This is a genomic window from Bartonella sp. AA89HNZF, assembly GCF_042196905.1.
Lineage (GTDB): Bacteria > Pseudomonadota > Alphaproteobacteria > Rhizobiales > Rhizobiaceae > Bartonella.
The window spans coordinates 79,865-103,064 of the sequence record NZ_JBHIRD010000003.1; the positions used below are offsets into that span (position 1 = coordinate 79,865).

General features: G+C 39.0%; 15 protein-coding genes and 5 pseudogenes. 14 read left to right on the forward strand and 6 right to left on the reverse strand.

What is annotated here, in order from left to right; translation table 11 throughout:
- Positions 1 to 10: 10 nt before the first annotated feature.
- A pseudogene (locus ACFIN0_RS10255) lies at positions 11 to 204 on the forward strand (ABC transporter ATP-binding protein); the annotation flags it as partial.
- Positions 205 to 524: 320 nt separating this feature from the next.
- Positions 525 to 1,088: a ribosomal protein S5-alanine N-acetyltransferase gene (rimJ, locus tag ACFIN0_RS02425; protein WP_375701837.1), complete on the forward strand. Its 564-nt coding sequence runs from the start codon at positions 525 to 527 to the stop codon at positions 1,086 to 1,088.
- A 533-nt stretch (positions 1,089 to 1,621) separates the two neighbouring features.
- Here rimJ and ACFIN0_RS02430 read toward each other — a convergent pair.
- Positions 1,622 to 1,882, reverse strand: coding sequence for a DUF2312 domain-containing protein (locus ACFIN0_RS02430; protein WP_005774567.1), 261 nt, complete (start codon positions 1,880 to 1,882; stop codon positions 1,622 to 1,624).
- Between the two features lie 261 nt (positions 1,883 to 2,143).
- Here ACFIN0_RS02430 and ACFIN0_RS02435 point away from each other — a divergent pair, with 261 nt between their 5' ends.
- A complete protein-coding gene (locus ACFIN0_RS02435; RefSeq protein ID WP_375610295.1) occupies positions 2,144 to 2,632 on the forward strand; it encodes a DUF1036 domain-containing protein in 489 nt (162 codons plus the stop codon).
- Positions 2,629 to 4,065, forward strand: coding sequence for a pyruvate kinase (gene pyk / locus ACFIN0_RS02440; RefSeq protein ID WP_375701838.1), 1,437 nt, complete (start codon positions 2,629 to 2,631; stop codon positions 4,063 to 4,065). The genes ACFIN0_RS02435 and pyk overlap by 4 nt, the downstream gene beginning before the upstream one ends.
- Before the next feature lie 1,465 nt (positions 4,066 to 5,530).
- Here pyk and ACFIN0_RS02445 read toward each other — a convergent pair.
- Together ACFIN0_RS02445 and ACFIN0_RS02450 are read right to left on the reverse strand one after the other, a co-directional pair.
- Entirely contained in the window at positions 5,531 to 5,914 is a 384-nt protein-coding gene (locus ACFIN0_RS02445; RefSeq protein ID WP_375636496.1) for a cell division protein ZapA, read from the reverse strand.
- A gap of 12 nt (positions 5,915 to 5,926) precedes the next feature.
- A complete protein-coding gene (locus tag ACFIN0_RS02450; RefSeq protein WP_005774573.1) occupies positions 5,927 to 6,202 on the reverse strand; it encodes a DUF4164 domain-containing protein in 276 nt (91 codons plus the stop codon).
- 334 nt (positions 6,203 to 6,536) lie between these two features.
- Between ACFIN0_RS02450 and tkt the strand changes: the two genes are divergently transcribed.
- The 6 genes and pseudogenes from tkt to ACFIN0_RS02480 form a co-directional block, all read left to right on the forward strand.
- Complete coding sequence (gene tkt / locus ACFIN0_RS02455; RefSeq protein ID WP_375701839.1) at positions 6,537 to 8,543, forward strand: transketolase; 2,007 nt, start codon at positions 6,537 to 6,539, stop codon at positions 8,541 to 8,543.
- Positions 8,544 to 8,746: 203 nt separating this feature from the next.
- Complete coding sequence (gene gap / locus ACFIN0_RS02460; RefSeq protein WP_375701840.1) at positions 8,747 to 9,754, forward strand: type I glyceraldehyde-3-phosphate dehydrogenase; 1,008 nt, start codon at positions 8,747 to 8,749, stop codon at positions 9,752 to 9,754.
- Positions 9,755 to 10,267: 513 nt separating this feature from the next.
- Positions 10,268 to 11,461: a phosphoglycerate kinase gene (locus ACFIN0_RS02465; protein WP_375701885.1), complete on the forward strand. Its 1,194-nt coding sequence runs from the start codon at positions 10,268 to 10,270 to the stop codon at positions 11,459 to 11,461.
- Positions 11,462 to 11,572: 111 nt separating this feature from the next.
- Positions 11,573 to 12,604 (forward strand): class I fructose-bisphosphate aldolase, encoded by a 1,032-nt coding sequence (locus ACFIN0_RS02470; protein ID WP_375615023.1) that lies wholly within the window; start codon positions 11,573 to 11,575, stop codon positions 12,602 to 12,604.
- Positions 12,605 to 13,361: 757 nt separating this feature from the next.
- Positions 13,362 to 13,703, forward strand: coding sequence for a hypothetical protein (locus ACFIN0_RS02475; protein WP_375610290.1), 342 nt, complete (start codon positions 13,362 to 13,364; stop codon positions 13,701 to 13,703).
- A 1,072-nt stretch (positions 13,704 to 14,775) separates the two neighbouring features.
- Positions 14,776 to 15,068 (forward strand): annotated as a pseudogene (locus ACFIN0_RS02480) (integrase arm-type DNA-binding domain-containing protein); the annotation flags it as partial.
- 1,178 nt (positions 15,069 to 16,246) lie between these two features.
- Here ACFIN0_RS02480 and ACFIN0_RS02485 read toward each other — a convergent pair.
- Positions 16,247 to 18,037 carry an ABC transporter transmembrane domain-containing protein gene (locus tag ACFIN0_RS02485; protein WP_375615981.1) on the reverse strand — a complete coding sequence of 597 codons (1,791 nt, stop codon included), beginning with the start codon at positions 18,035 to 18,037 and terminating at the stop codon, positions 16,247 to 16,249.
- 190 nt (positions 18,038 to 18,227) lie between these two features.
- On the opposite strand from ACFIN0_RS02485, the gene rpmE reads away from it, so the two are divergent.
- On the forward strand, positions 18,228 to 18,449 hold the full coding sequence (gene rpmE / locus ACFIN0_RS02490; protein WP_005774581.1) for a 50S ribosomal protein L31: 222 nt from the start codon (positions 18,228 to 18,230) through the stop codon (positions 18,447 to 18,449).
- Between the two features lie 476 nt (positions 18,450 to 18,925).
- On the opposite strand, the pseudogene ACFIN0_RS02495 reads toward rpmE, so the two are convergent.
- Positions 18,926 to 19,240 (reverse strand): annotated as a pseudogene (locus ACFIN0_RS02495) (integrase arm-type DNA-binding domain-containing protein); the annotation flags it as partial.
- A 172-nt stretch (positions 19,241 to 19,412) separates the two neighbouring features.
- Between ACFIN0_RS02495 and ACFIN0_RS02500 the strand changes: the two are divergent.
- The 3 genes and pseudogenes from ACFIN0_RS02500 to ACFIN0_RS02510 all read left to right on the forward strand — a co-directional run.
- A pseudogene (locus tag ACFIN0_RS02500) lies at positions 19,413 to 19,660 on the forward strand (ABC transporter); the annotation flags it as partial.
- A 392-nt stretch (positions 19,661 to 20,052) separates the two neighbouring features.
- Complete coding sequence (locus ACFIN0_RS02505; RefSeq protein WP_375701841.1) at positions 20,053 to 20,178, forward strand: hypothetical protein; 126 nt, start codon at positions 20,053 to 20,055, stop codon at positions 20,176 to 20,178.
- A gap of 310 nt (positions 20,179 to 20,488) precedes the next feature.
- Positions 20,489 to 22,042, forward strand: a complete 1,554-nt coding sequence (locus tag ACFIN0_RS02510) for a hypothetical protein (protein ID WP_375701842.1) — start codon at positions 20,489 to 20,491, stop codon at positions 22,040 to 22,042.
- Positions 22,043 to 22,511: 469 nt separating this feature from the next.
- Here ACFIN0_RS02510 and ACFIN0_RS02515 read toward each other — a convergent pair.
- A pseudogene (locus ACFIN0_RS02515) lies at positions 22,512 to 23,198 on the reverse strand (inositol monophosphatase family protein); the annotation flags it as partial.
- Positions 23,199 to 23,200: the final 2 nt, after the last annotated feature.

Genomic DNA, 23,200 nt, shown 5'->3' on the forward strand with positions numbered 1-23,200 from the left:
GCTTTTCTTTGATTTGTTACAAGAGTTTGTGGCTGATTTAGCGGGAACAGTGCTGTTGACGAGTTATGGCAGAGACTTTTTAGATTGCACTGTAACATATAGCACTTCAAGGCGATGGTTATTGGGATTTGTATACGGGGGGACAGTGATATGATAGCGCAAAACAAGCATGCTCTTCGTTTACAAGGCAAAGAAACAAAACTACCTTTGCCGTAAGTTTTTTCAAAATTTCGTATATGGAAGTACGCCAATTCCATTGCATACCTTGCCAGTCCCCAATGTTGCTTGCAACTCCTTTGGAATTTGAGATCATTCGTAAGAAACATGCCCTTGTCTTTACCTTATACTTTAAACATACCACCCCCGCTTATGATGGAAAAGCAAATGATCCTCATTAATTCTAACGTAAGAAGTGTTGTGATGAGAAAAGCTTACTGTATTCGATGTTATGATTTGAGTTTAAAAATGATGATTTGTTAGGATAAATCAACATGTTATTGTAACATTTCTAGGAGGAGAAAATGATGGCAATTAAAACAAAGCGAACAATTTCCACATTGATCGGTTTAGAAGATGCAGCTGAACTGTCTTCTTATTTCCTCCGTAATGCGAATCACCTACGTCCTTTTGAACCTGTTAGATCTGATGGTTACCACAGCCTAACGGCTTGGGAAACACGAGCCAATGCATTTGCTTGTGAAAGTGCAAAGGGACAAGCATACCGATATGCCGTACGATTAAAAAATGAAAACACAATTATTGGTGTTGTGAATTTTACAAATGTGATTCGGGGTGTTTTTCAAGCCTGTCATCTTGGTTTTTCTCTTGATGAAAAACAACAAGGAAAAGGTCTTATGTTTGAGAGTTTATCGGCTCTAATACGCTATATCTTTCATATTTATCATCTGCATAGAGTGATGGCAAATTATAGACCTGAGAACATAAAAAGCGAACGTTTATTAAAACGCCTTCATTTTGAAAAAGAAGGCTATGCTAAAGACTATTTGATGATTTCTGGAAAATGGAGAGATCACATTCTAACCTCTCGAATCAATGATCTGTATGAGTCCGTTAATAGATTCGAATAAAGTTTTGTTAAGGGTCTTTTTATCAAATGTGTAAATATGCTGCACTTTTCCCTATCCTAAAAGACGAAGATCCTTAACCACCTCTTCTTTTGTAAACAGTTCAGACTCTCGTTTAGCGGATTTCAACTGCTGACCGCTTTCATATGTTTCTTTTCGTAGATAATAAATTGATTTATCATCATAATTCATTTTTTTCAATTTGAAGAGAGTCCTCAATATCGGAAGACTTTCTCATTTCAAATCTCTAGATGTTTAATCATAAAAACACCTCTCTTGCACATCACAAACTGGGTTGGCATAGGTTGGCATACAAGTGAGGGTTTATGTGGATAAAAATGATTGAAGAATAAGAATAAAAATTCTCTGTATAAATCCTTTTAAATGTGAGGGCTGTTACAAATATTGTGTATTCTGTGACCGATAGTCTCGTTACAAGTTACACAAACTGCTTATTGTTTGGGTGAAATTTTTATACATTCATTTGTTTTTTATATTTTCTTTTCTTAAGAAAATTTCCAATGTTATCAATGGCTTTAATTCATACCAAGCGCATTTTTATATAGCTCAATGATTGCTTCTTCTTCCATTCGTTCATGTTCTTCTTTTTTACGCAGCCGTATAATGCTTCGAACAGCTTTACTATCAAAACCAGAGCCTTTAAGTTCAGTGTAAACGTCTTTAATATCATCAGAAATGGTTTTTTTCTCTTCTTCTAGTCGTTCAATACGTTCGATAAAAGAGCGTAATTGGTTTACGGATATAGCGTGTGTTTGATCGGTTACTGTATCGTTCATTGTATTTTTCTCCAAGTTATATATTTAAGTTGTTTTTCGACGACGAATTTATGTTAAAAAAGCTTGAAAATAAAAAGTAAGTCAAGCTACACAGTTTTTTTACAAATTGACTTTAAATATTTTGTAAAATTTTTAAGATATATGCATTGATAAAAGGGCTATAAAAAGAAAAATATAAAAATATACGTTTTAGATTTGAAAAGCTTTAAAAAAAGAAATGTGTAATTTGTTTTGAGAATTTGGCATTATAGAGGAAGTTTTGTGATTTTAAAAAAACGATATTGGGTGCTTCAGAAAGGATTAAAAGTTTTTCTTTTGAGCATTTTGCTCTTGTTTCCCCTTGTTGTTTTTGCAAAAGCTGACTTTAGGGTTTGTAATACAACTCAGCAGTCTGTAGGGGTTGCTCTTGGATACCGTACATTTTCAGGGTGGGTGAGTGAAGGCTGGTGGACTGTGCCAGTGACGGAGTGTAAAACTTTAATTGAGGGGCCTCTTGCTTCACGGTTTTATTATTTTTATGCGGAAGGGGCACAAAAAAAAGGGAACTGGGCAGGCTCTGTGACCATGTGTGTACAAGATAGCCAATTTACTATTCAAGGGGTTCATGATTGTTTCCCTCGAGGATATCAAAAGGCTGAATTTAAAGAGATCGATACCGGAAATCAAACCAGTTGGATGGTACAGTTGACGGATGAGTCTTTGTTAAACAATTCAGTTATACCTTCTCTTTCAGGAAATTCTTCACCGTGAAACGTGCACGTAAAGTAAAAATTATTGCAACTCTTGGTCCATCTTCTTTTTCTCGTTTGATGATTGAGAAGCTTTTTAGGGCAGGGGCAGACGTTTTTCGTCTTAATATGAGCCATACTGATCGTGATATGATGTGTGATTTGGTCAAGTCTATACGAGAAGTTGAAAAAACAGTTCGACGCCCCATAGGTATTTTGGTGGATCTTCAGGGGCCAAAACTGCGTGTGGGACGTTTTGCTAAGGGGCAAGAAGATTTGCGTGTTGGGCAAAGCTTTACATTAGATAATCGTGATGTTCTTGGTGATGCACAGCGTGTTTTTTTCCCTCATGAGGATGTATTTTCGGCTGTTAAACCAGGGGACCGGTTGTTGATTGATGATGGAAGGGTGGAACTGCGTGCGCAAGTTTGTGATGATCACTTTGTACAGTGTCGCGTGGTTGCTGGTACCCGTATTTCTGATCGAAAGGGTGTCAGTTTTCCCGATACAATTTTGCCTTTTGATGCGATGACGTCAAAAGATAAGGGGGATCTTCAGGCTCTTTTACAGCAGCCTGTTGATTGGGTTGCTCTTTCTTTTATTCAACGTCCAGAAGATATTATGGCGGTGCGTCAATTGACGAAAAGTAAGGTGTCTTTGATGGCTAAAATCGAAAAGCCTCAAGCCTTGGAGCATATAGAGAAAATTATTGATGTATCTGATGGCATTATGATTGCACGGGGTGATCTCGGAGTGGAAATGCCTTTGGAAAAGGTCCCTGCACTTCAGATGGAGTTGATAAAAGCTTGTCGTTTAGCAGGAAAGCCTGTTGTGGTGGCAACACAGATGCTTGAATCAATGATCACATCTCCTGTTCCCACACGCGCAGAAGTGTCGGATGTTGCTACAGCAGTTTATGCAGGAACAGATGCGGTGATGTTGTCTGCTGAATCTGCTTCTGGTTGCTATCCTGAAGAAGCTGTGCTTATGATGGACCGAATCGCGCGGCAAATCGAACAAGATCATACTTATGCCGCTCAGGTTTGGGCACAACATCCAGCACCAGAATCAACAGGAACGGATGCGATTTCTCTTGCTGCGTGTCAGATTGCTGAAACACTTGCTCTATCCGCTATCGTTGCCTATACGGCTTCAGGAACAACGGGGGTGCGCGCCTCTCGTGAACGCCCTAATAGACCGATTATTGCTTTATCTCCCATTGTGGAAACAACACGGCGTTTGGCTCTCGTTTGGGGGCTTCATTGTGTGGTCACGCAAGATGCACGGAGTTTAGAGGATATGGTTGATCGTGCAGCAGCCATTGCATTTCAGGAAGGTTTTTGCAAAGGGGGAGATCGCTTCCTTGTGACAGCTGGTGTTCCCCTTGGAACGCCTGGTGCGACAAATCTCTTGCGTATTGCTTCTGTCTCTCAAGATGGAACGAAAGGGATTTGAGCCGTTTACGCATGGTGTTTTTTCATGCGCCTTTGAACAGGCTTTAAAAACAACGGCTGTTCGTCTTTTGTGAATGCCTCCATAGACTCATTATTCTTTTATCTCCTATCGTAAGATAGCAAGATATTGCGTTAGGTCGTCCAGTTTGGTGATGGGAGCAGATCCGGTGATATTGTCTTTTGATTTTGTTTTAGTTCTGAGGAAGCTGCTTTTACGGTAGGGCATTTAATGGGAGCCCCCTTTTTATTTCATTGAGGCATATTGGGAATTGCTTTATTGATGTTTATACGAGCGAGATGTTCATTGATAATGAGAATTTATTCTTTTTCTTTTTGGATGAGAGCCTTGAAATTGTTCTCATTTTAAACTTTTGCAAACAGAATTGAATAAAGTTAAAATTATGTACCTAAAGAATCGTACTGGTATGTTATAAGAAAAAGTGATGGGTGAATGTGTTTTTAAATATGCTTTGTCGGGGCATTTGCAACATATTGATTTATAATGATAATTTATCGTTATTAAACTTGAATTAGAACCCCGAATACCGTAAGATTCTCTTAAATTTATTTATGTTTTGTTAATCATAACTCTTTGCTTGTACGTCATAAGTGGGTGGGACATGTGGGTAAAAATTGTACAAGAAAGGCATACTTCTTATGAAGCGTTTCAAGAGCCAAGGGGGCTGTTGCAATATTGAGGGCTGACTATAATGATGATGCCGACTTGCTCTTTCTTTTATTAAGCTTGGAGATTTTGAGGGGTGGGGAGAGAAATATGGATTATTTGTTATAAGGATAAAGATGTCGGTAAAGGATGGTTTCAAGAGCTATTGTTGTTTATGATGTTTGAGGTTGTATGAGATTAACATACTCTTTGGGTTTGACTTTTTTCCTGCTCTAAAGGATGAAAATACTTAATTCACGCTGGTTTATAAATGATACGGTTCTTTTCGGTGGGTTTCATCGGATGGACATTTCAGGCGCAAAGACTCTATGGTGCTTATATTATCAAATAGCGGTGTTTTACGGTATAATAGATAAGGTTATTTTTTAATATATATTGTATTATCTAGGGGAAAGAATTTTTTGGCATGCATTCATAGGGAACATGAATATAGCTCTTTTTTTCGAAGGGTGCTTTATTTGTTTGTTGTTGTTGTCATTTATATGATTTTTTTTACAATGATGTTGGTTTTGTTATCTTATTGAGCTTTTAAAAGACATCTCATTTGAAATGTGGTGATATAAGGTAGCCTCCTTGATATAGGAAGTGTTTGTGCGGAGGTGAAATATTCAGGGTAGGGCTTTCTTGTTGAGGTTTAAGTTAATCCCATAAGTCGTGAATAGCTGGAATCCTTCCTATAAAAAACCAGACTGTTTACACACTGGTGTGGGTTTTAGGATTTTTGTTCTGTAAGGTGTGAGAGGCAAGTCAAATCTTGGTTTATTACGCGCTGATGTACTTTTTAGAAATCTTCCTGTTCTTGTTCTTGAATGTTTGTGCAGTTTTGATCATCTTTGAGCAATTGGTTGGTGAGATTTTCAATGCGTTGTGTGGTGTCACGCATAATTTTCCCCATGGTGCGGTCTCTTTCGTTGTGGAGTCGTAAAAGAGTATTGTAGTCTTCTTGTAATTTTTTATTTTCTCGTTTTATTTCTTCCATTTCATCAATAATCATTATGCCAGCCATAACCGATAAACGATGGTCGCCAATTTCACCAAAATTGTTCTTTAAATGTGTGATATATTGATCCAATTGAGCAGCAAGCGCAATAAGACGACGTTCCTGTCCTTTGTCACAAGCCATGCGATAAACTTTACCATCAATGGTAACGGAAACAGTTTCCATACATTCAAACCTTTATCTATCAATGACAACACGAATTGTTTCCATTGCTTTAATAAGACGTTTGGAAACTTCTTTGTTTACGGACTCTAAGCGTTCAATTTGGGCTTCAGCTTTGTCAAGCGCTTGGGCAAGATGGCTGCGGTCAGCATTCATTCGTTGGATTTCTTCTTCCCATTCGTTATTTTTATCAATAACGGCATTGCGGTTTATTATGGTGATCTCTAAAGTTCTAAGTGCCTTTTCTAGGTGCTCTAAAGCATCTTGTAGAACTGTAGTCTCTTGGTTCATTGCCTTTATCCTTTGGGTAATTGTATCCTTTATCAATGTGTTATGCAAAAACGAATCACTTTCACTCTTGTGTTGTGTGCATTTTATTTTTAAGGATATAGGATATTTTAGCAAGCAAAGCAGGGGATAGATATAAATTAAAAGCTGGATTTTTTGCGCGTATTGGCATAAATGACATGGATATACAGAACGCGTGAGGGGAATGTTATTAATATTATTGAAGTGGTGGCAAAAAGTCTCACGCTAAGGATTAGAAAATAGTATTTCTTGAGAACTTTAAGAGAATACGGAAAAAGCAACAGAATAACGTATTTAACGAAATGGTCGATTATTCATGACAAACACCCACCAACAGAATCAGATGGCCAATGCTATCCGTTTTCTTGCTATTGATGCGATTGAAAAAGCAAATTCTGGTCATCCAGGCTTGCCAATGGGAGCCGCCGATATTGCTACGGTTCTTTATACAAGATTCCTTGCTCATGACCCCAAAAAACCTCGCTGGCCTAACCGTGATCGTTTTGTGTTATCAGCAGGACATGGGTCTATGTTGCTTTATGCTCTCTTGTATCTTTCTGGTTATGAAGATATTGGCATTGAAGATCTCAAAAATTTTCGCCAATTAGGAGCAAAGCTTGCTGGGCATCCAGAATATGGGCATGTGGCGGGAATCGAAACAACGACTGGTCCTCTCGGACAAGGATTGGCTAATGCCGTGGGGATGGCTCTTGGAGAGCGTTTGCAAAATGCTCGTTTTGGTGATCTTATCAACCATTACACTTATGCGTTGGTGGGCGATGGATGCCTTATGGAAGGGATATCTCAAGAAGCACTTTCCCTTGCCGGTCATTTGAAACTCAATAAGCTTATTGTGTTGTGGGACGATAATAATATTTCTATCGATGGAGAGATTTCCCTTGCTGACAGTACAGATCAGATTGCGCGTTTTAAGGCATCTGGTTGGGAGACACATAAAGTCAATGGGCATGATCAAGCAGCAATTGCGCGAGCTATTGAGGCGGCACAAAATTCCGATAAACCAACTTTGATCGCTTGTAAAACAACAATTGGTTTTGGAGCACCCAATAAAGCGGGTACCAATAAAGTTCATGGTGCCCCTTTGGGTGCACGAGAAATCACTGAAACCCGTATCGCTTTAGGGTGGGATGCTGAGCCTTTCGTTATTCCAGCCGATATTCTCGATAATTGGCGCTTGGCTAGTCTCAATGCTGCTAAAAAACGTCAAAAATGGGAAGAAAAATTTGCTGATCTTCCTGTTTCAGAGCGTGTGGAGTTTGAAAGATTGATGCGGGGCGATCTCGTGGGCGGATTTGATGGCGCTATCGATGCTTATAAACAGAAATTGGTTGAAGAGCGCCCCGTTGTTGCTACGCGTAAAGCTTCGGAAATGGCTCTTGAAGTGATCAATGAAGTCATTACGGAAACCATTGGTGGTTCTGCCGACCTAACAGGGTCCAATAACACAAAAAGCAGCCAAATGAAAAGTATCTCTGCAGATGATTTTTCAGGGCGCTATCTGCATTATGGAATTCGCGAACACGCAATGGGCGCTATAATGAATGGGCTTGCTCTTCATGGAGGCTTTATTCCTTATGGGGGAACATTTTTATGCTTTTCTGACTATATGCGTCCCGCTATGCGTTTGTCTTCTCTTATGGGGTTGCGGGTGGTTTATGTCATGACCCATGATTCTATTGGTCTTGGTGAGGATGGTCCTACCCATCAACCTGTGGAGCATTTGGCTTGCCTGCGTTCCATGCCTAATCATCTTGTATTTCGCCCTGCTGATGCCATGGAAACAGTCGAATGTTGGCAATTGGCTTTGAAAGCACGCAGAACACCTTCTACCTTGGCTTTGAGTCGACAAAATCTACCGCTTTTGCGTCAAGAGTATGAAGAAGAAAATCTCTGTATGCTTGGTGCTTATGAATTATTAACAGCTAGCGATGATGCACAAGTGACGCTGTTTGCTTCTGGTTCAGAATTGCAAATTGCAGTGGAGGCACATGCGGTGTTAGAAGAAAAAGGCATCCCAACGCGTGTGGTTTCTGTGCCTTGTTTTGAACTTTTTTCTCAACAATCTCTCTCCTATCAGCGTGCTCTCATTGGAGAGGCACCGATTAAAATTGCTATTGAAGCTGCCGTCGGCCAAGGATGGGAACTTTTTATCGGCTGTGATGGTGTGTTTATTGGTATGGAGGGCTTTGGGGCAAGTGGAACAATTGATACCCTTTATGCGCATTTTGGTATTACTTGGGAAAATGTCGTTGCGACCGCAGAAAAAGAGCTTGGAAAGATCAAAGAGGAAAAGACAAAATGACAACTTGTGTTGTCATGAGTTGGTTTGGTCGTAGGGCGTCTATACTGTACAGTGTTGTGGATGATCTTGTGCATTATTGTGGATAAGTAAGTGATTAATCAAGATATTGACGTTATAGGAATTAATGATTTGGGATTGATGAAATACCTATTTATTGTGTTTTAAATGGTGTGCTTTTAAAAATTGATGAGGAAACATGTGAAATGACGGTTCGTGTTGCAATTAATGGGTTTGGTCGTATTGGACGCAATATTTTACGTGCGCTTGTAGAAAGTGGACGACAAGATATTAAAGTGGTTGCAATTAATGATTTGGGATCGGTGGAAACAAATGCCCATTTGTTGCGCTATGATTCAGTTCATGGGCGCTTCCCTGGAACTGTTGAGGTGGTGGGGGATGCTATTGATGTGGGAGGTGGTTTAATAAAGGTATGCGCAGAGCGTGATCCTGCTCAATTGCCTTGGAAAGATTTGGATATCGATATTGCTTTGGAATGTACGGGCATTTTTACTGCGCGTGATAAAGCAAGTGCTCATTTAGATGCGGGGGCAAAGCGTGTTCTTATTTCTGCGCCTTCTGAAGGAGCAGATCTTACGGTCGTCTATGGGGTTAATCATCAATCTTTAAGCAGCGAGCATCGCGTTGTTTCAAATGCTTCTTGTACAACCAATTGTTTGGCGCCTGTTGCACAAGTTTTACACAACACGGTGGGCATTGAAAAGGGCTTTATGACAACAATCCATTCTTATACGGGTGATCAACCTGTGTTGGATACAATGCATCGGGACCTTTATCGTGCACGTGCGGCAGCTCTTTCTATGATTCCTACCTCAACAGGAGCGGCAAAAGCTGTGGGATTGGTCTTGCCAGAATTAAAGGGATTGCTTGATGGTGTATCGATTCGTGTTCCAACCCCTAATGTTTCTGTGGTTGATTTGACATTTATTGCTAAGCGTTCCACAACAATCGAAGAAATTAATACAGCTATTGCTGCTGCTGCACAAGGTTCTTTGAAGGGTGTTTTGGACACTACAGAAGAAAAACTCGTGAGTTGTGATTTTAATCATAATCCTCATTCAGCTATTTTCCACAATGATCAAACCAAAGTGATTGATGGTAAGCTCTGTCGCGTTCTGGTTTGGTATGATAATGAATGGGGCTTTTCTAACCGTATGAGTGATACGGCTGTGGCTTTTGCTAAGACAATATAAGAGGACCTCAGGGTCCTCTTTTTATAGGGAAAAGTCTCATTTTTGTGCAATTTTGAGAAAAACAGATAGAGGCTGTTGTTCTCATGCGCTAGGGAGAAGAGCTATTGAAACATTGATGATGTGTTTTGTTTTAATACTGGGTCAATACGTGCTTTTAAAAGCTGAATAAAAGAATAAACTTTGAAAAAGCAAGATCTGAACGAGATACCTTTTGAGAAAACGTTAGAAAACAGGAGATGTAAACTCTTTTTCCTAGAAGTAAAAGGAAGCTTTAATAGAGATCAAGTTGAGCCAATGCATTTGTTTGCCACAATGGAATATGAAGATTAATAGCAATGGTGGGCTTTTGTACATTTGACGATAAAAGCTTTGGATTTTTATTAAGCAAAGGGTGAGAGATAGGCTGTCGTGGATCTCTTGTAAAAGCAAAGAGGGGATAAGTGGAAAGAAAAGTGGGCAGGGTTGTTGGATGCGTTTTTATTTGAAATAATGGAAAGTGAAGAGGAAGCAGTGATGGGGTTTCGTACACTTGATGATGTTGATGTTTTGGGCAAACGTGTTCTTGTGCGCGTGGATTTTAATGTTCCTATGGCACTGGGCAAAGTTTGTGACGAGACACGTCTTGTACGACATAAAGAAACACTCGTTGAGCTACAAAAGCGTGGTGCTAAACTTATTCTGCTTTCTCATTGTGGTCGCCCCAAAGGAAAGGTAGAGCAAGAGTTTTCACTCCGTCCTGTTGTGCAAGTGTTGGAAAAGATCATTAATCAGCCGGTTGCTTTTGCTCCGGACTGTATCGGTTCGGCGGTGCAGGTTGCAGTTGAGTCATTACAAAATGGTGGTGTTTTACTGCTTGAAAATGTTCGTTTTCATTCAGGGGAAGAAAAAAATGATTGTTCTTTTGCAGAAGCTTTGGCTCATAATGGCGATCTCTATGTTAATGATGCTTTTTCAGTTTCTCATCGTGCCCATGCTTCGGTAGAGGGCATAACGCATTTGTTGCCTTCTTATGCAGGACGCTCTTTGCAAGGTGAATTGCAGGCATTAGAAAAAGGATTGGGCAATCCAACACGTCCTGTAATTGCCCTTGTGGGAGGTGCCAAGGTTTCTAGTAAGCTTTTTGTGCTCAATCATTTGGTGGAAAAAGTTGACTCCTTAATTATTGGTGGGGGGATGGCTAATAGTTTTTTAGCGGCGCAAGGTATCCATGTAGGAAAGTCTCTGTGTGAACATGCATTGATGGAAACAATTAAAAAAATCATTAAAAAAGCGCAAGAGTGTCAATGTAAGCTTCTGCTCCCTCAGGATGCTGTCGTTGGATTTCGCTTTGAAAAAGATGCACCACATCGTCTCTATGACATTGAAGATATTCCACAAGATGGCATGATTATGGATGTTGGTGCACGTTCTATTGCGCATATCAATGCTGCAATTGATGAAGCTGCTACCCTTGTGTGGAATGGACCCCTTGGTGTTTTTGAGATGCCTCCCTTTGATAAGGGAACAATTGCCGTGGCACGCTATGCAGCAGAACGTAGTCAAAAAGGGAAACTGGTTTCAATTGCGGGAGGAGGCGATACGGTTTTCGCTCTTAATCATGCTGGTGTTGCCAATGATTTTACTTATCTCTCGACTGCTGGAGGAGCTTTTTTGGAATGGATGGAAGGTAAGATTTTACCTGGCATTTTTGCCCTTATGCAAGCTTAAATGTTTATTTAAAGTGCAGCTAAAAAAAGAACTGTGTGTTGTTGTGTAGAGTATATCGCGCGTGGTGCGCACTTTTGGAAAATTTAAAGACAAAATAAAGAGGATTTTTTTATGAACGAACGGCTTGAAGATATTGCACTTTCTTTGGTGTATACAGGTAAAGGTATTTTAGCAGCAGATGAAAGTACGGCAACCATTGGCAAGCGTTTTGAAAGTATTGGTGTTGAATCTCATGAAGATAGTCGCCGTGCTTATCGTGAAATGCTTTTTAGCGCAAAAGAAGCTATGGAAAATGCCATTTCTGGAGTCATTTTATTTGATGAAACCATTCGGCAAAAAGCATCAACTGGACAAATGTTGACGGATCTTATTCGGGATTCAGGCGCTTTGCCAGGCATTAAAGTTGATACGGGAGCCAAACCATTGGCTGCTTTTCCGCAAGAGACAATTACCGAAGGGTTGGATGGTCTTCGTGAGCGGCTAAAAGACTATTACGCTTTGGGAGCACGTTTTGCTAAATGGCGGGCGGTAATTGCTATTAATGCCGATACTTTGCCAACAAGAGGGGCCATAAGACAAAATGCACAAGCTCTCGCACGCTATGCTGCTTTGTGTCAGGAGTTGAATATTGTGCCCATTGTTGAACCGGAAGTGTTAATGGATGGACCGTCGTGTGGGCATTCCATTACGCGTTGCTTTGAGGTGACACGCGCTGTTTTACAGGCTGTCTTTAAAGAATTGTTTGAAGCCCGTATTCTTTTGGAGGGGATGATTTTAAAGCCCAATATGGTGATTGATGGCAAGGATGCACGCAAGGCTAGTGTTGAAGAAGTTGCTGAAAAGACCGTCCAGGTGCTTAAACAAACGGTTCCTGCTGCTGTTCCAGGAATTGCTTTTCTTTCTGGAGGACAGTCCGATCAGGAAGCAACAGCGCATTTATCTGCCATGAATTCTTTAGGCTCATTGCCTTGGAAATTGACCTTTTCCTATGGACGCGCATTGCAAGCAGCAGCCTTAAAAGCATGGGCTGGAAAAGATGAAAATATTGCTGTTGCACAGAAGGCATTTCGTCATCGGGCTCGGATGAACCATCTTGCGGCCTTGGGACAATGGACAAAAGAACAAGAAAAAGCGTGCGATTGAAGCACAAGCTCTGTTCTTAAATGCGGGGAGATTTTTCATATTTCTGCGTGATTTTTGGTGCCCTCATCATGATAAAAATGGCGGGGGCGTTTTAGGCTTGAAAGCTTTTTCAGAGAGTTTTTTCCTTGGACCTTTTAAAAGCCTTTAATGGGTGCTATCGAGAGATAATATTGCGGGAGAGGTGCAATTTCGAGAAGCGGAGATAATGCTAGGAAATTTGTGAATGCACAGCACTTTAGTATGGTGTCATTCATGAGGTGGTACTTGCTTTTTGCGTGAAAATCATAAAGCTCATACTGTATTGAAGAGTTTGATATTGTGATATTTTTTCTTTTTCATGTTATCATTACTTGTCATCAGCAGAATTTATTTGATTGCAGTTTTAAAGGTGGATTAAGCGGGTAGATTAGAGAGTTGCGATTTCTGAGCGGATTGAAATACAGCTTATGAAGCTTTTCTGCGTCAGGATAGCTTCCTCTTCAATGGGGGTAGTTTTTCTATTGGCGAACGAATTGAATAACTCTTGCGAAAGAAAATAGATTTGCTCCTCAATAAAACACCTATTTTTTCGTTAAAATGAATAAATTTTTCTTGTATTTTTTGATGATATAATTAAAAATAAATAGCTTCATAGCATCTTGGCTTAAAACGGGGGGGAGTTGTGGACGGTATATCTTCTAAAAATAACAGTATATCTTCTAAGAATACAAGCATCAAAAGAAAAAATCGATACGTAGAACAGAGCTTTTCTGCAATTATGATGCGAAAATTGTGCAATATGGTGCGTAGGGTATTCGAAGGGATCTTTACAGTATTTACTTTCACAATTTTTCTTATCCTGTTCAGCATACGTGGACCGGTTCATGCCGTACTAAGCTTCTTTGCAGGTGCGAGTGGAATAACGTGCTTTTTCTTTTTTGTCGGATACTACTTACAACGCCGCGAAGCAACAGCAGATGAGGCCGGTATATCGCTCACATTACTTTTAGCAATTGGTGAAGGCATTTTTTCTATTTGCTCCCTGTATGCTGCGTGGGGTTACGACGCTCTCTTATTCCGTTTAGCACCTCCTGGGTATGTTCTTATTCTCCCTGAATAAATAGGGTGCAATTCGTTTGCATACAAATCAAAATGAGAGGCTGTCTGCCTCTCAAATTCTTCATAATCGCTCTCCAAAATAATGACATCAGACCCGCGTTTTTAATGAAGGGACTAAAAAGCCTTGGGTCCTTAAGCCTCAAGGCAACCCTTTACAAGGGCGGTGCGCCTAACGGCATCCTTGATTAAGACACCCAAACGGCTTATGAACAAACTCTCTTATTAAGCCACATCATCTTTTATTCTTCTCATGCAGCTCTGAAATCATGATATAAGGGGAAAGCTTCTCATCGTGCCTAAATGGTACCTTATCGTGTGTTAAATGGAAAAATGAGAAAAAGCATCTTTATGCAATATAATCCAATTATGATTTTTTGATTTAAACATAAAAGACTTAAAGCCTTCGACAAGACTGATACGATAAAAGGGAGTAAATCGCCTATCCTTAGAAACTAAGACATATTCTCGGTGCTCTTGATATAGTTATATCACCAAATGATTTTTGAATGACTCATCCTTTTGGCTCTATCCGCTAAAAGGTCATTTTGAGGGTTCTTGGTTAATGAATGTAAAGAAAAATTAGCACATAATATTTCGCTTTGCTGGTATAGATGCTGAATGAGTTAATTATCTAGAGGATTACTGAAGAGGGAGCGCTAAAAAATGATGAAAATCCGCTGCACTTCGATGAATTTGTGATTGAAGATATAATCGTAGAACTTGGCTTATCTGTTCTTGAAACAGCTGAATGATTTGAAATGGTTAGGGTGTGTATTTTACACACACTTGGCTCGCTATACAAAAAAATTATGATTTTGTGCAAGCTTTAAAACATAAAGACCCTAAAGATATATCATATTTGCACAATACATTGATTTATAATGATAATTTAGCATTATTTATATTGAATTAGTCGCCCGAATAACGTAAGATTTTCTCATTTCAAATCTGTTTATCTTGGATCAATCAAAACCATTCCCTTGCACATCACAAGCGGGGCTGGTGTGTGAGTAAAAACTATAGAAGAAAGGAGACTACAAATGCCTCCTATGACCCCTCTCTAGTACCAAAGGCTGTCGCAACATCCACGAGTTGGCAAAGTGTGTGATGGTGCCGTCTTGCTTCTTCACAAACGTAAAGATGAAGGTGCTCAATAGCTTTACCGTTATAGCATTCATGGACACCGTCGCGAAATGGACTTGGGTACTCTTTGAGAGATATATCTTTAAAACAAGCCCATGAAACTGCAACAAAAGGGCGTTCTGTTTTCCGTGAGGAACAAAATCCCATTAAAAAACGGAATAAACAAAAGTGTGAAGCAATAAGCAATCTCCATTATTTAAAAGATATTGCTCTAGATACTTTTGTACACGTTCCTATCATCGTTAAAATGCCTTCTTAAAGCACGACAGGAGGTGCTATAAAATGAGGGCTGTAAATATAAATGATGGGATTGTGGGGCTTGGAGGGGATGAGAAGATAGTGTACAATCAAAGCACTCTATCCTTACTTTTATAGGCTATGACTGGAAGAGAGAGTTGGAGAGACGATTTATAAACAAAGAGAAGGTGTTTTTAGGTTGCATGTCTTCAAGAAAAGACAGTGGTCGTGGTGATATTTACAAACAATAAATTTAATAAAATTTTACAATTTTGCCAAAAGCGGGTTTATTACAAAAGCTGTTGCTCATACGCGCTCACACAAAAATTATAGAGACACCCAAAAACGCTAAAAAATCTTTGCTCTTTTTCAATAATAAGAATCTGCAAACAATGTTCAAAAAATGTTCGTTTTTTAAAAGAGAATAAAAGGATACTCTTACAGATGAGAGAAGCGTATTTATAAATTACAGCTTGTCATGATTTTCGGTAAACACTATTGTTTAGAGCGCTGAGATAGAGGGCATGAAAAATTTTTCATATTAATTTTTTTTAAAGAGTGGGGTAAGTTTTTAGGGTAGAGTCTATCAAGTAAGCTGTATAAGGGACTCAAGCAAGCGAGCACCATTATTAATCTTTGCCAGCGTATATTCTTTTGTCAGCGCCCCAATGTTTTGACAGCTCTTGGAACTTAAAGGGGTAAGAGAGGCTTTTGCTCCTTTCTTGTACCGTTTCACTTCACACGCCAACTCTGCTTGTGATGTGCAAGCAAAAGATTTTGTTTGATTCACTATGAGAGTTCAGCATAAGAAAATCCTATGGTATTAGGATTTCTCACGAAAAATAATAAATTATCTTTATAATAAACAACATGACGGTTTTATTATGAAGAGAGTTCTTTATACACCTTAATCATAGAGATTAACTTGGCATCGTTTTATATTCTGTACATAGAAGCGTTTTTATAAAAATGATCTACCTTATGCAGAAAAAAGAACAACCTGTAATTCAAAAAGAAACTGCCTCAATTCTTGCTCCTCTTTTTCATCTTAATTCTTATCCCTCTTTTTTCCATGAGCCCTTAAATTAATAATCCTCTGCCTGTAAAGCGCGGTATTCACGCCCAAGTACTGCTGCCCAAGTACTGCTCTTGTATCAAGATCACTCACTCAGGTGAAAATTGCAATTTTGCGAGATAGGCATAAACGCCATTTTTTGCCACAAGCTCGGCATGCGTTCCTTCTTCCACAAGGGCGCCTTTATCCATAACAAGAATGCGATCTGCTTTTAAAATTGTTGCCAAACGATGCGCAATGACCAATGTTGTGCGGTTTTGCATCAATCCTTCTAAAGCGTCTTGCACCAACTTTTCACTGTTTGCATCCAAAGCCGATGTTGCTTCATCAAGCAGCAAGAGAGGTGCATTTCTTAAAATTGCCCGCGCAATACCAATGCGTTGTTTTTGCCCCCCAGAAAGCATGGTACCGCGTTCTCCTACTTGCGTATCCAAGCCATCTGGTAAAGCTTGAATAAATTCAAGTGCATTAGCCGCTTTAGCAGCAGCAAGGATTTCCTCTTCATGGGTATTTTCAGTTCCAAAAATAATATTATCACGCAATGTTCCATCAAAAATAGCAACATCTTGTGGAACATAGGAAATTGCACTGCGTAAATCTTGTAAAGAAAGGCGATTAATTTCCATGCCATCCAACCGAATTGTTCCACTTATTGGATCATAAAAACGAAGGATCAAAGAAAAAATGCTGCTTTTTCCTGCTCCAGAAGCCCCAACAAAAGCAACCGTTTCGCCTGCTTTTACAGAAAATGAAAGCGAGCGTAAAACCTTCTCTTGTGGTCTAGAAGGATAGGTAAAATCAACTTGATCAAAAACAAGTTCACCTCGAACAGGTTGCGCCAATGATAAAGGATTTTTAGGTGCTACAATAGTAGGTTGTTCTTGTAACAATTCGGCAAGCCGCTCAGCAGCACCTGCTGCTTGGATTAATTCTGCTCCCAATTCCGATAATTGCGCAAAAGTAGAAGCTCCAAAAACCGCATAAAGGACAAATTGCCCTAATGTCCCTCCTGTCATCGTTCCATTCAAAACATCGCGCGATCCGATCCATAAAACAGCAACCACACTGCTAAAAACCAAAAAAATTGCAAACCCCGTAAAAAAGGAGCGCAAGATCACAGAAGCACGTGCTGTTTGAAAAGCACGTTCTATCAATTGTGAAAAACGTATTGTAACGAGTTTTTCAGCGGTAAAAGCTTGCACAGTGCGAATAGCACTTACCTGCTCTGTAGCGACAGCATTAGCATCTGCGAGACGATCTTGCGCCGCGCGGGTACGAGAGCGAACTTTACGTCCAAAGACCACCAAGGGAATGGCCACAATAGGAATAGCAGCCAGAACCAGCAAAGATAATTTAGCATTGGTGATCACCATCATCACGACGGCTCCGATCACGATAATCAGCTGACGCAAAGCGGTAGAGGCGGTAGAGCCCACAGCTAATTTTATTTGTGTGGTATCGGTTAGAAGCCTTGAAACAATCTCTCCTGAATGTGACCGATCAAAAAAAGCAGGAGAGAGTTTCATAATATGGACAAACACATCACGCCGTAAATCGGCAACAATCCGTTCTCCTAAGGTGATAACACAGTAATAACGGGCTGCTGAAGCAAAAGCGAGAAACAAGGCTAAGATAAACAAAATTCCAAAGTAAAAATTGATATGTCCATGGCTTGAAGTAGAAAACCCATGATCAAACATTTGGCGGATAGCCACAGGCAAAGCTAATGTGACAAGAGCAGCAACAGATAACGCTAGAAAAGCAAAGATAAACAACCAACGATAGCGCAAAAGATAAGGAACAAAAATTGCAAGCGAAGAGAATGAAGATTTTTTATGGGAAGATTTCGTAGATTTTTCTGAATGATAATGTAACATTATAAAATTTCGCTCACTCTATTAAATGATTTATAGCACTTGATACAATGATGTATCTTGAACACTTGTTTTTTGATGCGTGCTCGGCTATAGGAATAAATACTTTAAATCAGTGTATCAAAAAGACAAAGGAAGCGCACTTAAAAAAACGAGTAAGTGTTCTTTCATTCTATAAACGCAAAAGGTTTGACGCATGAAAGCGAATATTCATCCCAACTATCACAAAATTACCGTTGTAATGACGGATGGAACCCAATATACGACGCGCTCCACTTGGGGAAAAGAAGGCGATACTCTTAATCTAGATATTGATCCAAGAACGCATCCGGCATGGACAGGTGGCTCCCAAACACTTGTAGACCGTGGTGGTCGTCTTTCTAAATTCAAAAATCGTTTTGGTAATATTGGCATGTAAAAGCCTCCTTCTTATGGGGTACAAAAATTTTAAACAAAACGATTGCAAACGATGGTTTTTTTATCCTGTCAAAGAGTGCACTTTAAATATTAATTCAAAAACGCATCCGACATAAACAGATGGGTCTTAAACCCTTATAAATCATTGTGGTTGCGTTTTTTTAATTCAAAAATCATTTTGAAATACACGCATACACCCCTTCTCATAGCGTATAAAAATCTCAGATAAAATAATTGCAAACTTTTCTTCTTTTTTAGAACTGAACATACCCATGGAGAGGAAATTTTTGCCGCTTTTAAAGCTGCCAATGCATTTGAATTTATTCAAGCTTTACCAAACGTCTTTGATACGCAAGGAGGAGAACGCAGTACCATGCTTTCTGGAGGGCAAAAACAACGCATTGGTATTGCATAGGCGATTTTAAGAAATACAGCCCTCTTAACTGCAAGCCAGCACCATCACACACTTTGCCAGCTCAGAGCAATATCTTTTAAATAATGGAGATCGCTTATTGCCGCACACTTGTTTATTCCGTTCTTTAATGGAATTTTGTTCCTCACGGAAAACAGAACGCCATTTTGTTGCAGTTTCACGGGCTTATTTTAAAGATACATCTCTCAAAGAGCATCCAAGTCCATTTCGCGACGGCGTCTATGAATGCTATAACGGTAAAGCTATTGTGCACCTGCATATTTACGCTTATGAAAAAGCAAGCCAGCAGCATCATTATATTTGCCAACTCGTGGATGTTGCTACAGCCCTTAGCACTTGAGACGATTCATGAGAGGCATTTTAAATCTTTTCTTAATAGTTTTTTATTCACGCGGGCTCTCCCCGCTTGGTACGTGCAAGAAACATAGTTTTGATTGATTCACCATGGAACCGATTTGAAATGAGAGAATCCTACGGTATTCGGGATTCTCATTCAACATACAAGACAATGAATTATTATTATAAATCAAAGTATTACTACTTGATGAAACAACATCTGCTTTGGATGAAAACAGTGAAAAGTTGGTGCAAGATGCCTTAGAAGGGTTGATGCAAAATCGTACAACCTTGGTCATTGCCCATCGTTTGGCAACAATTTTAAAAGCGGATCGTATTCTCGTGATGAATAAAGGCTCTCTTGTGGAAGAAGGAACACACAACTCATTATAAAAAATAATGTTTATGCGCATTTGGCTAAACTGCAATTTTCATCTGAGTAAGTGATCTTGATACAAGAGCAGTATCTTTAAGGGCATAAACAGCACTCTTTTCAGATAGGCTTATCAATTTGAAACTCTCATGGAAAAAAGAAAGGCAAGCTTTAAGGTGTTTTTCTTTTTTAACGGGCTGTTCTTTTTTCTGCCTGAGATGAAGCATTTTTATAAAAATACTTCATCTGTGTACAGAATATAAAATAATATCCAGTTAAATCGCTATGGACTATTAAGATGAGCAAGGAGTTCTCTTCATAACAGCACTGTCACGTTGATTTATAATGATAACGCATTGTTTTTCATGAGAGATCATGAATACCATAGGATTTTCGTATTTCAAATTTGGTTATGTTAAATCAGTTAAAACCATGTCTCTTGCATATACCAAGCAGGGAAGATTGCGTGAAGTAAACACTTTAGAAAGAATAAGTCCTCTTCATGAAGCGTCTCAAGTTTTAGGGGCTGTAATAACATTAGGGGTTAGGAAAGTGTATGATGATGTCGATTTACTAAAAAAGAGCTGATAAATGAGCAGAGAGACACTTTTTATCAATTTTACAAAACAAGGTGAGCACGCAGCCATGTTTTGCTGTGTTAGGCGTTTGAGTACTTTGAACCAATATTATGGGAGTGCATTTTAAGAATTATAAAGCTCTTTTTTAAAGGGCATAAAGCATAAGAGTAATACAATTAAATACAAATTGTTTTATTTTACCAATAAAAATATCTATATTTTGTGTATTGTTTTTACTAAAATATAATATGTAGTGATTTTCAAATCAGATATACACATATTGATACAATATCGAGGGATCGATAAAAGAGCTGCGTTAAATGTTGGTGAGAATAAAAGCAAGAATGAGTGAATTGGGCGAAGTGGTAATGGGCTTCATATTACTGATAGTCATAGGGGCAATCGCTATCATAGGAATGGTTATATTAAACTATCTTTTTGAGGTTGTGGCAGAGGTTTTTGTGGAGGTTATGAAAAAGGTGTGGAAAGGATTCGGAGATACAATTTTATTCATTATCATACTCGGTGTGCTTTGGTTTTGCGAATTTTCAATGGAGACTTTATTAAGTGTGGCAGTTATAGCCTATTTTGTGGAAAGTTTGATGCTGGCGTTCGCAAATAGCCATAAAAAGCAATTAATTGAACAACTTGAGCAATGTGAGAAATTATGGCAGCTAAAAGATCGAGAGTGTGCGATATACCAAGATATTATTGCACAATGGGATCAAAAGCTTTTTGAAAAAACCCAAAGAATACCCAAAAAATGGATTAAACAATGGGATGAAGAAGTAAAGGAATGGGAAAGGAGTATATTAGAGATAAAAAAAATTGGATACATTTCTGAATCTTATGAATCTAAAGAACAGCAGCATCCAATGGTGCAAGATATTTGTGCTCAAGGATATGTAGATATATTTTTTCTCTATGAAAAGGCGCTGGAAGTAGAATTTACTGCTGAGCACATCGAAAAAATAAATGAATTAATGATGCGTCCAATTTTTAAAGAAACTTATCCTAAAGTTGTGCGATTCATGAGACAGAATGGCGTCACATTACGAAAGTTTGTGGACCCTTTGACGAAAAAAAAGCGCTATAAGCCTACAATGCTCTTGTTTCATTGGTGGTTATATATGATTGATGATATGATTACAGCTGAATACGAACAGCAACAAAAAGATATAGCTTTACAGCGCCATAAAGAGTTAAAAGCGGAAATTGGCTTTGAAGATAATATAGAAGGATACATGTCTGAAGATATAAAAGTAAGCATGTTTGAATATAGAGACATAGAAAGAGACAGACCTAAATATACAGAATATGAGATGCTAGAATCTATAGACCGGTGTGGATGTTTTCTGTCTCATAATTACCGACTACTATGCATTTGTAAAAAGGGGCTTCTGTTATTCTTGTATGATGTTTCCAGTGATTATAAGGCGGCAAGAGAAACTTTTATTTACTATAAAATGCTTATTGATACGATGAAAGAAGGATATATTGCCTTTGATAAAAGTTGTTGTTACTCAACGGTTGAAAGGGCAATGGAGGTTTGTAGAAAGAAAGATAAAGAAGAGAAAAAAGACCTAGTCCTTGATGAAAAGATACCAACATTTGAAGAAGCTTACAAATTAGGCGTTAAAGAGTGGATGAAATCATCAAATGAGACATGCGATAACCGGTTGATCTTTTGGGAGAAGCTTACCACACAAACAAAATTACAAGTTATCTTTGGGGATGAGAAGGTAAAGGTACTGGAAGAGGCTATTGATAAAAATAAAGAACAGTTTGAGAATGAAATACAGGCAGCGGTTCTCGCAAATAACTATTTGAAGTGCAATAAATCTTATGCCTATTTGATACATACTTTGGAATAATGCTGAAAAGAAGGAAAGGCTGGTAACAATTGTATGAATTAATATATTAATGGAAATTGGCATAATTGCGTATTTTTGTGAAAAGAGAATAGAGGTATATGCCGCAGTTCTTACCAAAAAGGAGAGAGTGGGCTCTTCTAGAGTCAATTTTTTTGCGCGCAGTGTAAGAGTGATCTCTCAAGAGAAGTAGGAGAGGTTTTTGCCTCAGGTGCGATAATTGCTTTTTGGGGCGTTTGGTTATGATGTTTTTTTGTTTATTGCCTTTTTCAGTTTGTTTGCAGGGGAATTTGAATAACAGAAACGTCAATAAGGTAAGCTATTGGGGATTGCTTTTGTGGGGGCTTATAGCAAGTATGTTTTTTGTCACTATCTCATTCGCGAGTTTCTATCGTTTTCTGTAAGAAAATTAAAAACTCTCTCTTCATGTGGTTTTTTAAGATTCTAAGGGTTTTGTAAAAAACTGTAAGAATTAAATGCCTTTTTTGAGGGTTTTTTCTAATTTTAGGCGAATATGTTCATTGCCGGCAATGATATTTTTTTTGCGAAATATATTGTTACCGCCTTCTTTATCGGTGACAAAACCACCGGTTTTGCGAACCATCAATATTCCTGCAGCCATATCCCAAATTTGCAAGTTATCTTCCCAAAAGCCATCGGTTCTGCCAGAAGCAACATAAGCTAAATCAAGAGCAGCAGCGCCAAAACGGCGCAATCCAGCAACTTCCATCATCACATTACGTAATTCAATAAGATAGGTTCCATGATTTGGGCGACCAAAATGAGGCATGCCTGTGGCAATGACACAACCTTCTAGTCTGCGTCGAGCAGAAACGCGACAGCGCCGGTCGTTAAAAAAAGCACCACACCCGGCGTTCTGCGGTGAAGAGTTCATCACTCACGGGATTGTAAATGACACCAGCAACGATTTTTCCTTGGCTTTCTAAGGCAATGGAAACAGCAAAAAAAGGAATGCCATGGAGAAAATTTGTAGTACCATCTAAAGGATCAACAATAAAACGATGTTGTGAATCTTCTCCAATGATTTCCTCAAACTCTTCCATCAGAAAACCAAATTTGGGGTGTGCTTTGCTTCATTCATTGATAATATTGTTTCCGCTTTGCGATCTGCTTGGCTGAGGTAATCTGTTGGATTTTTTT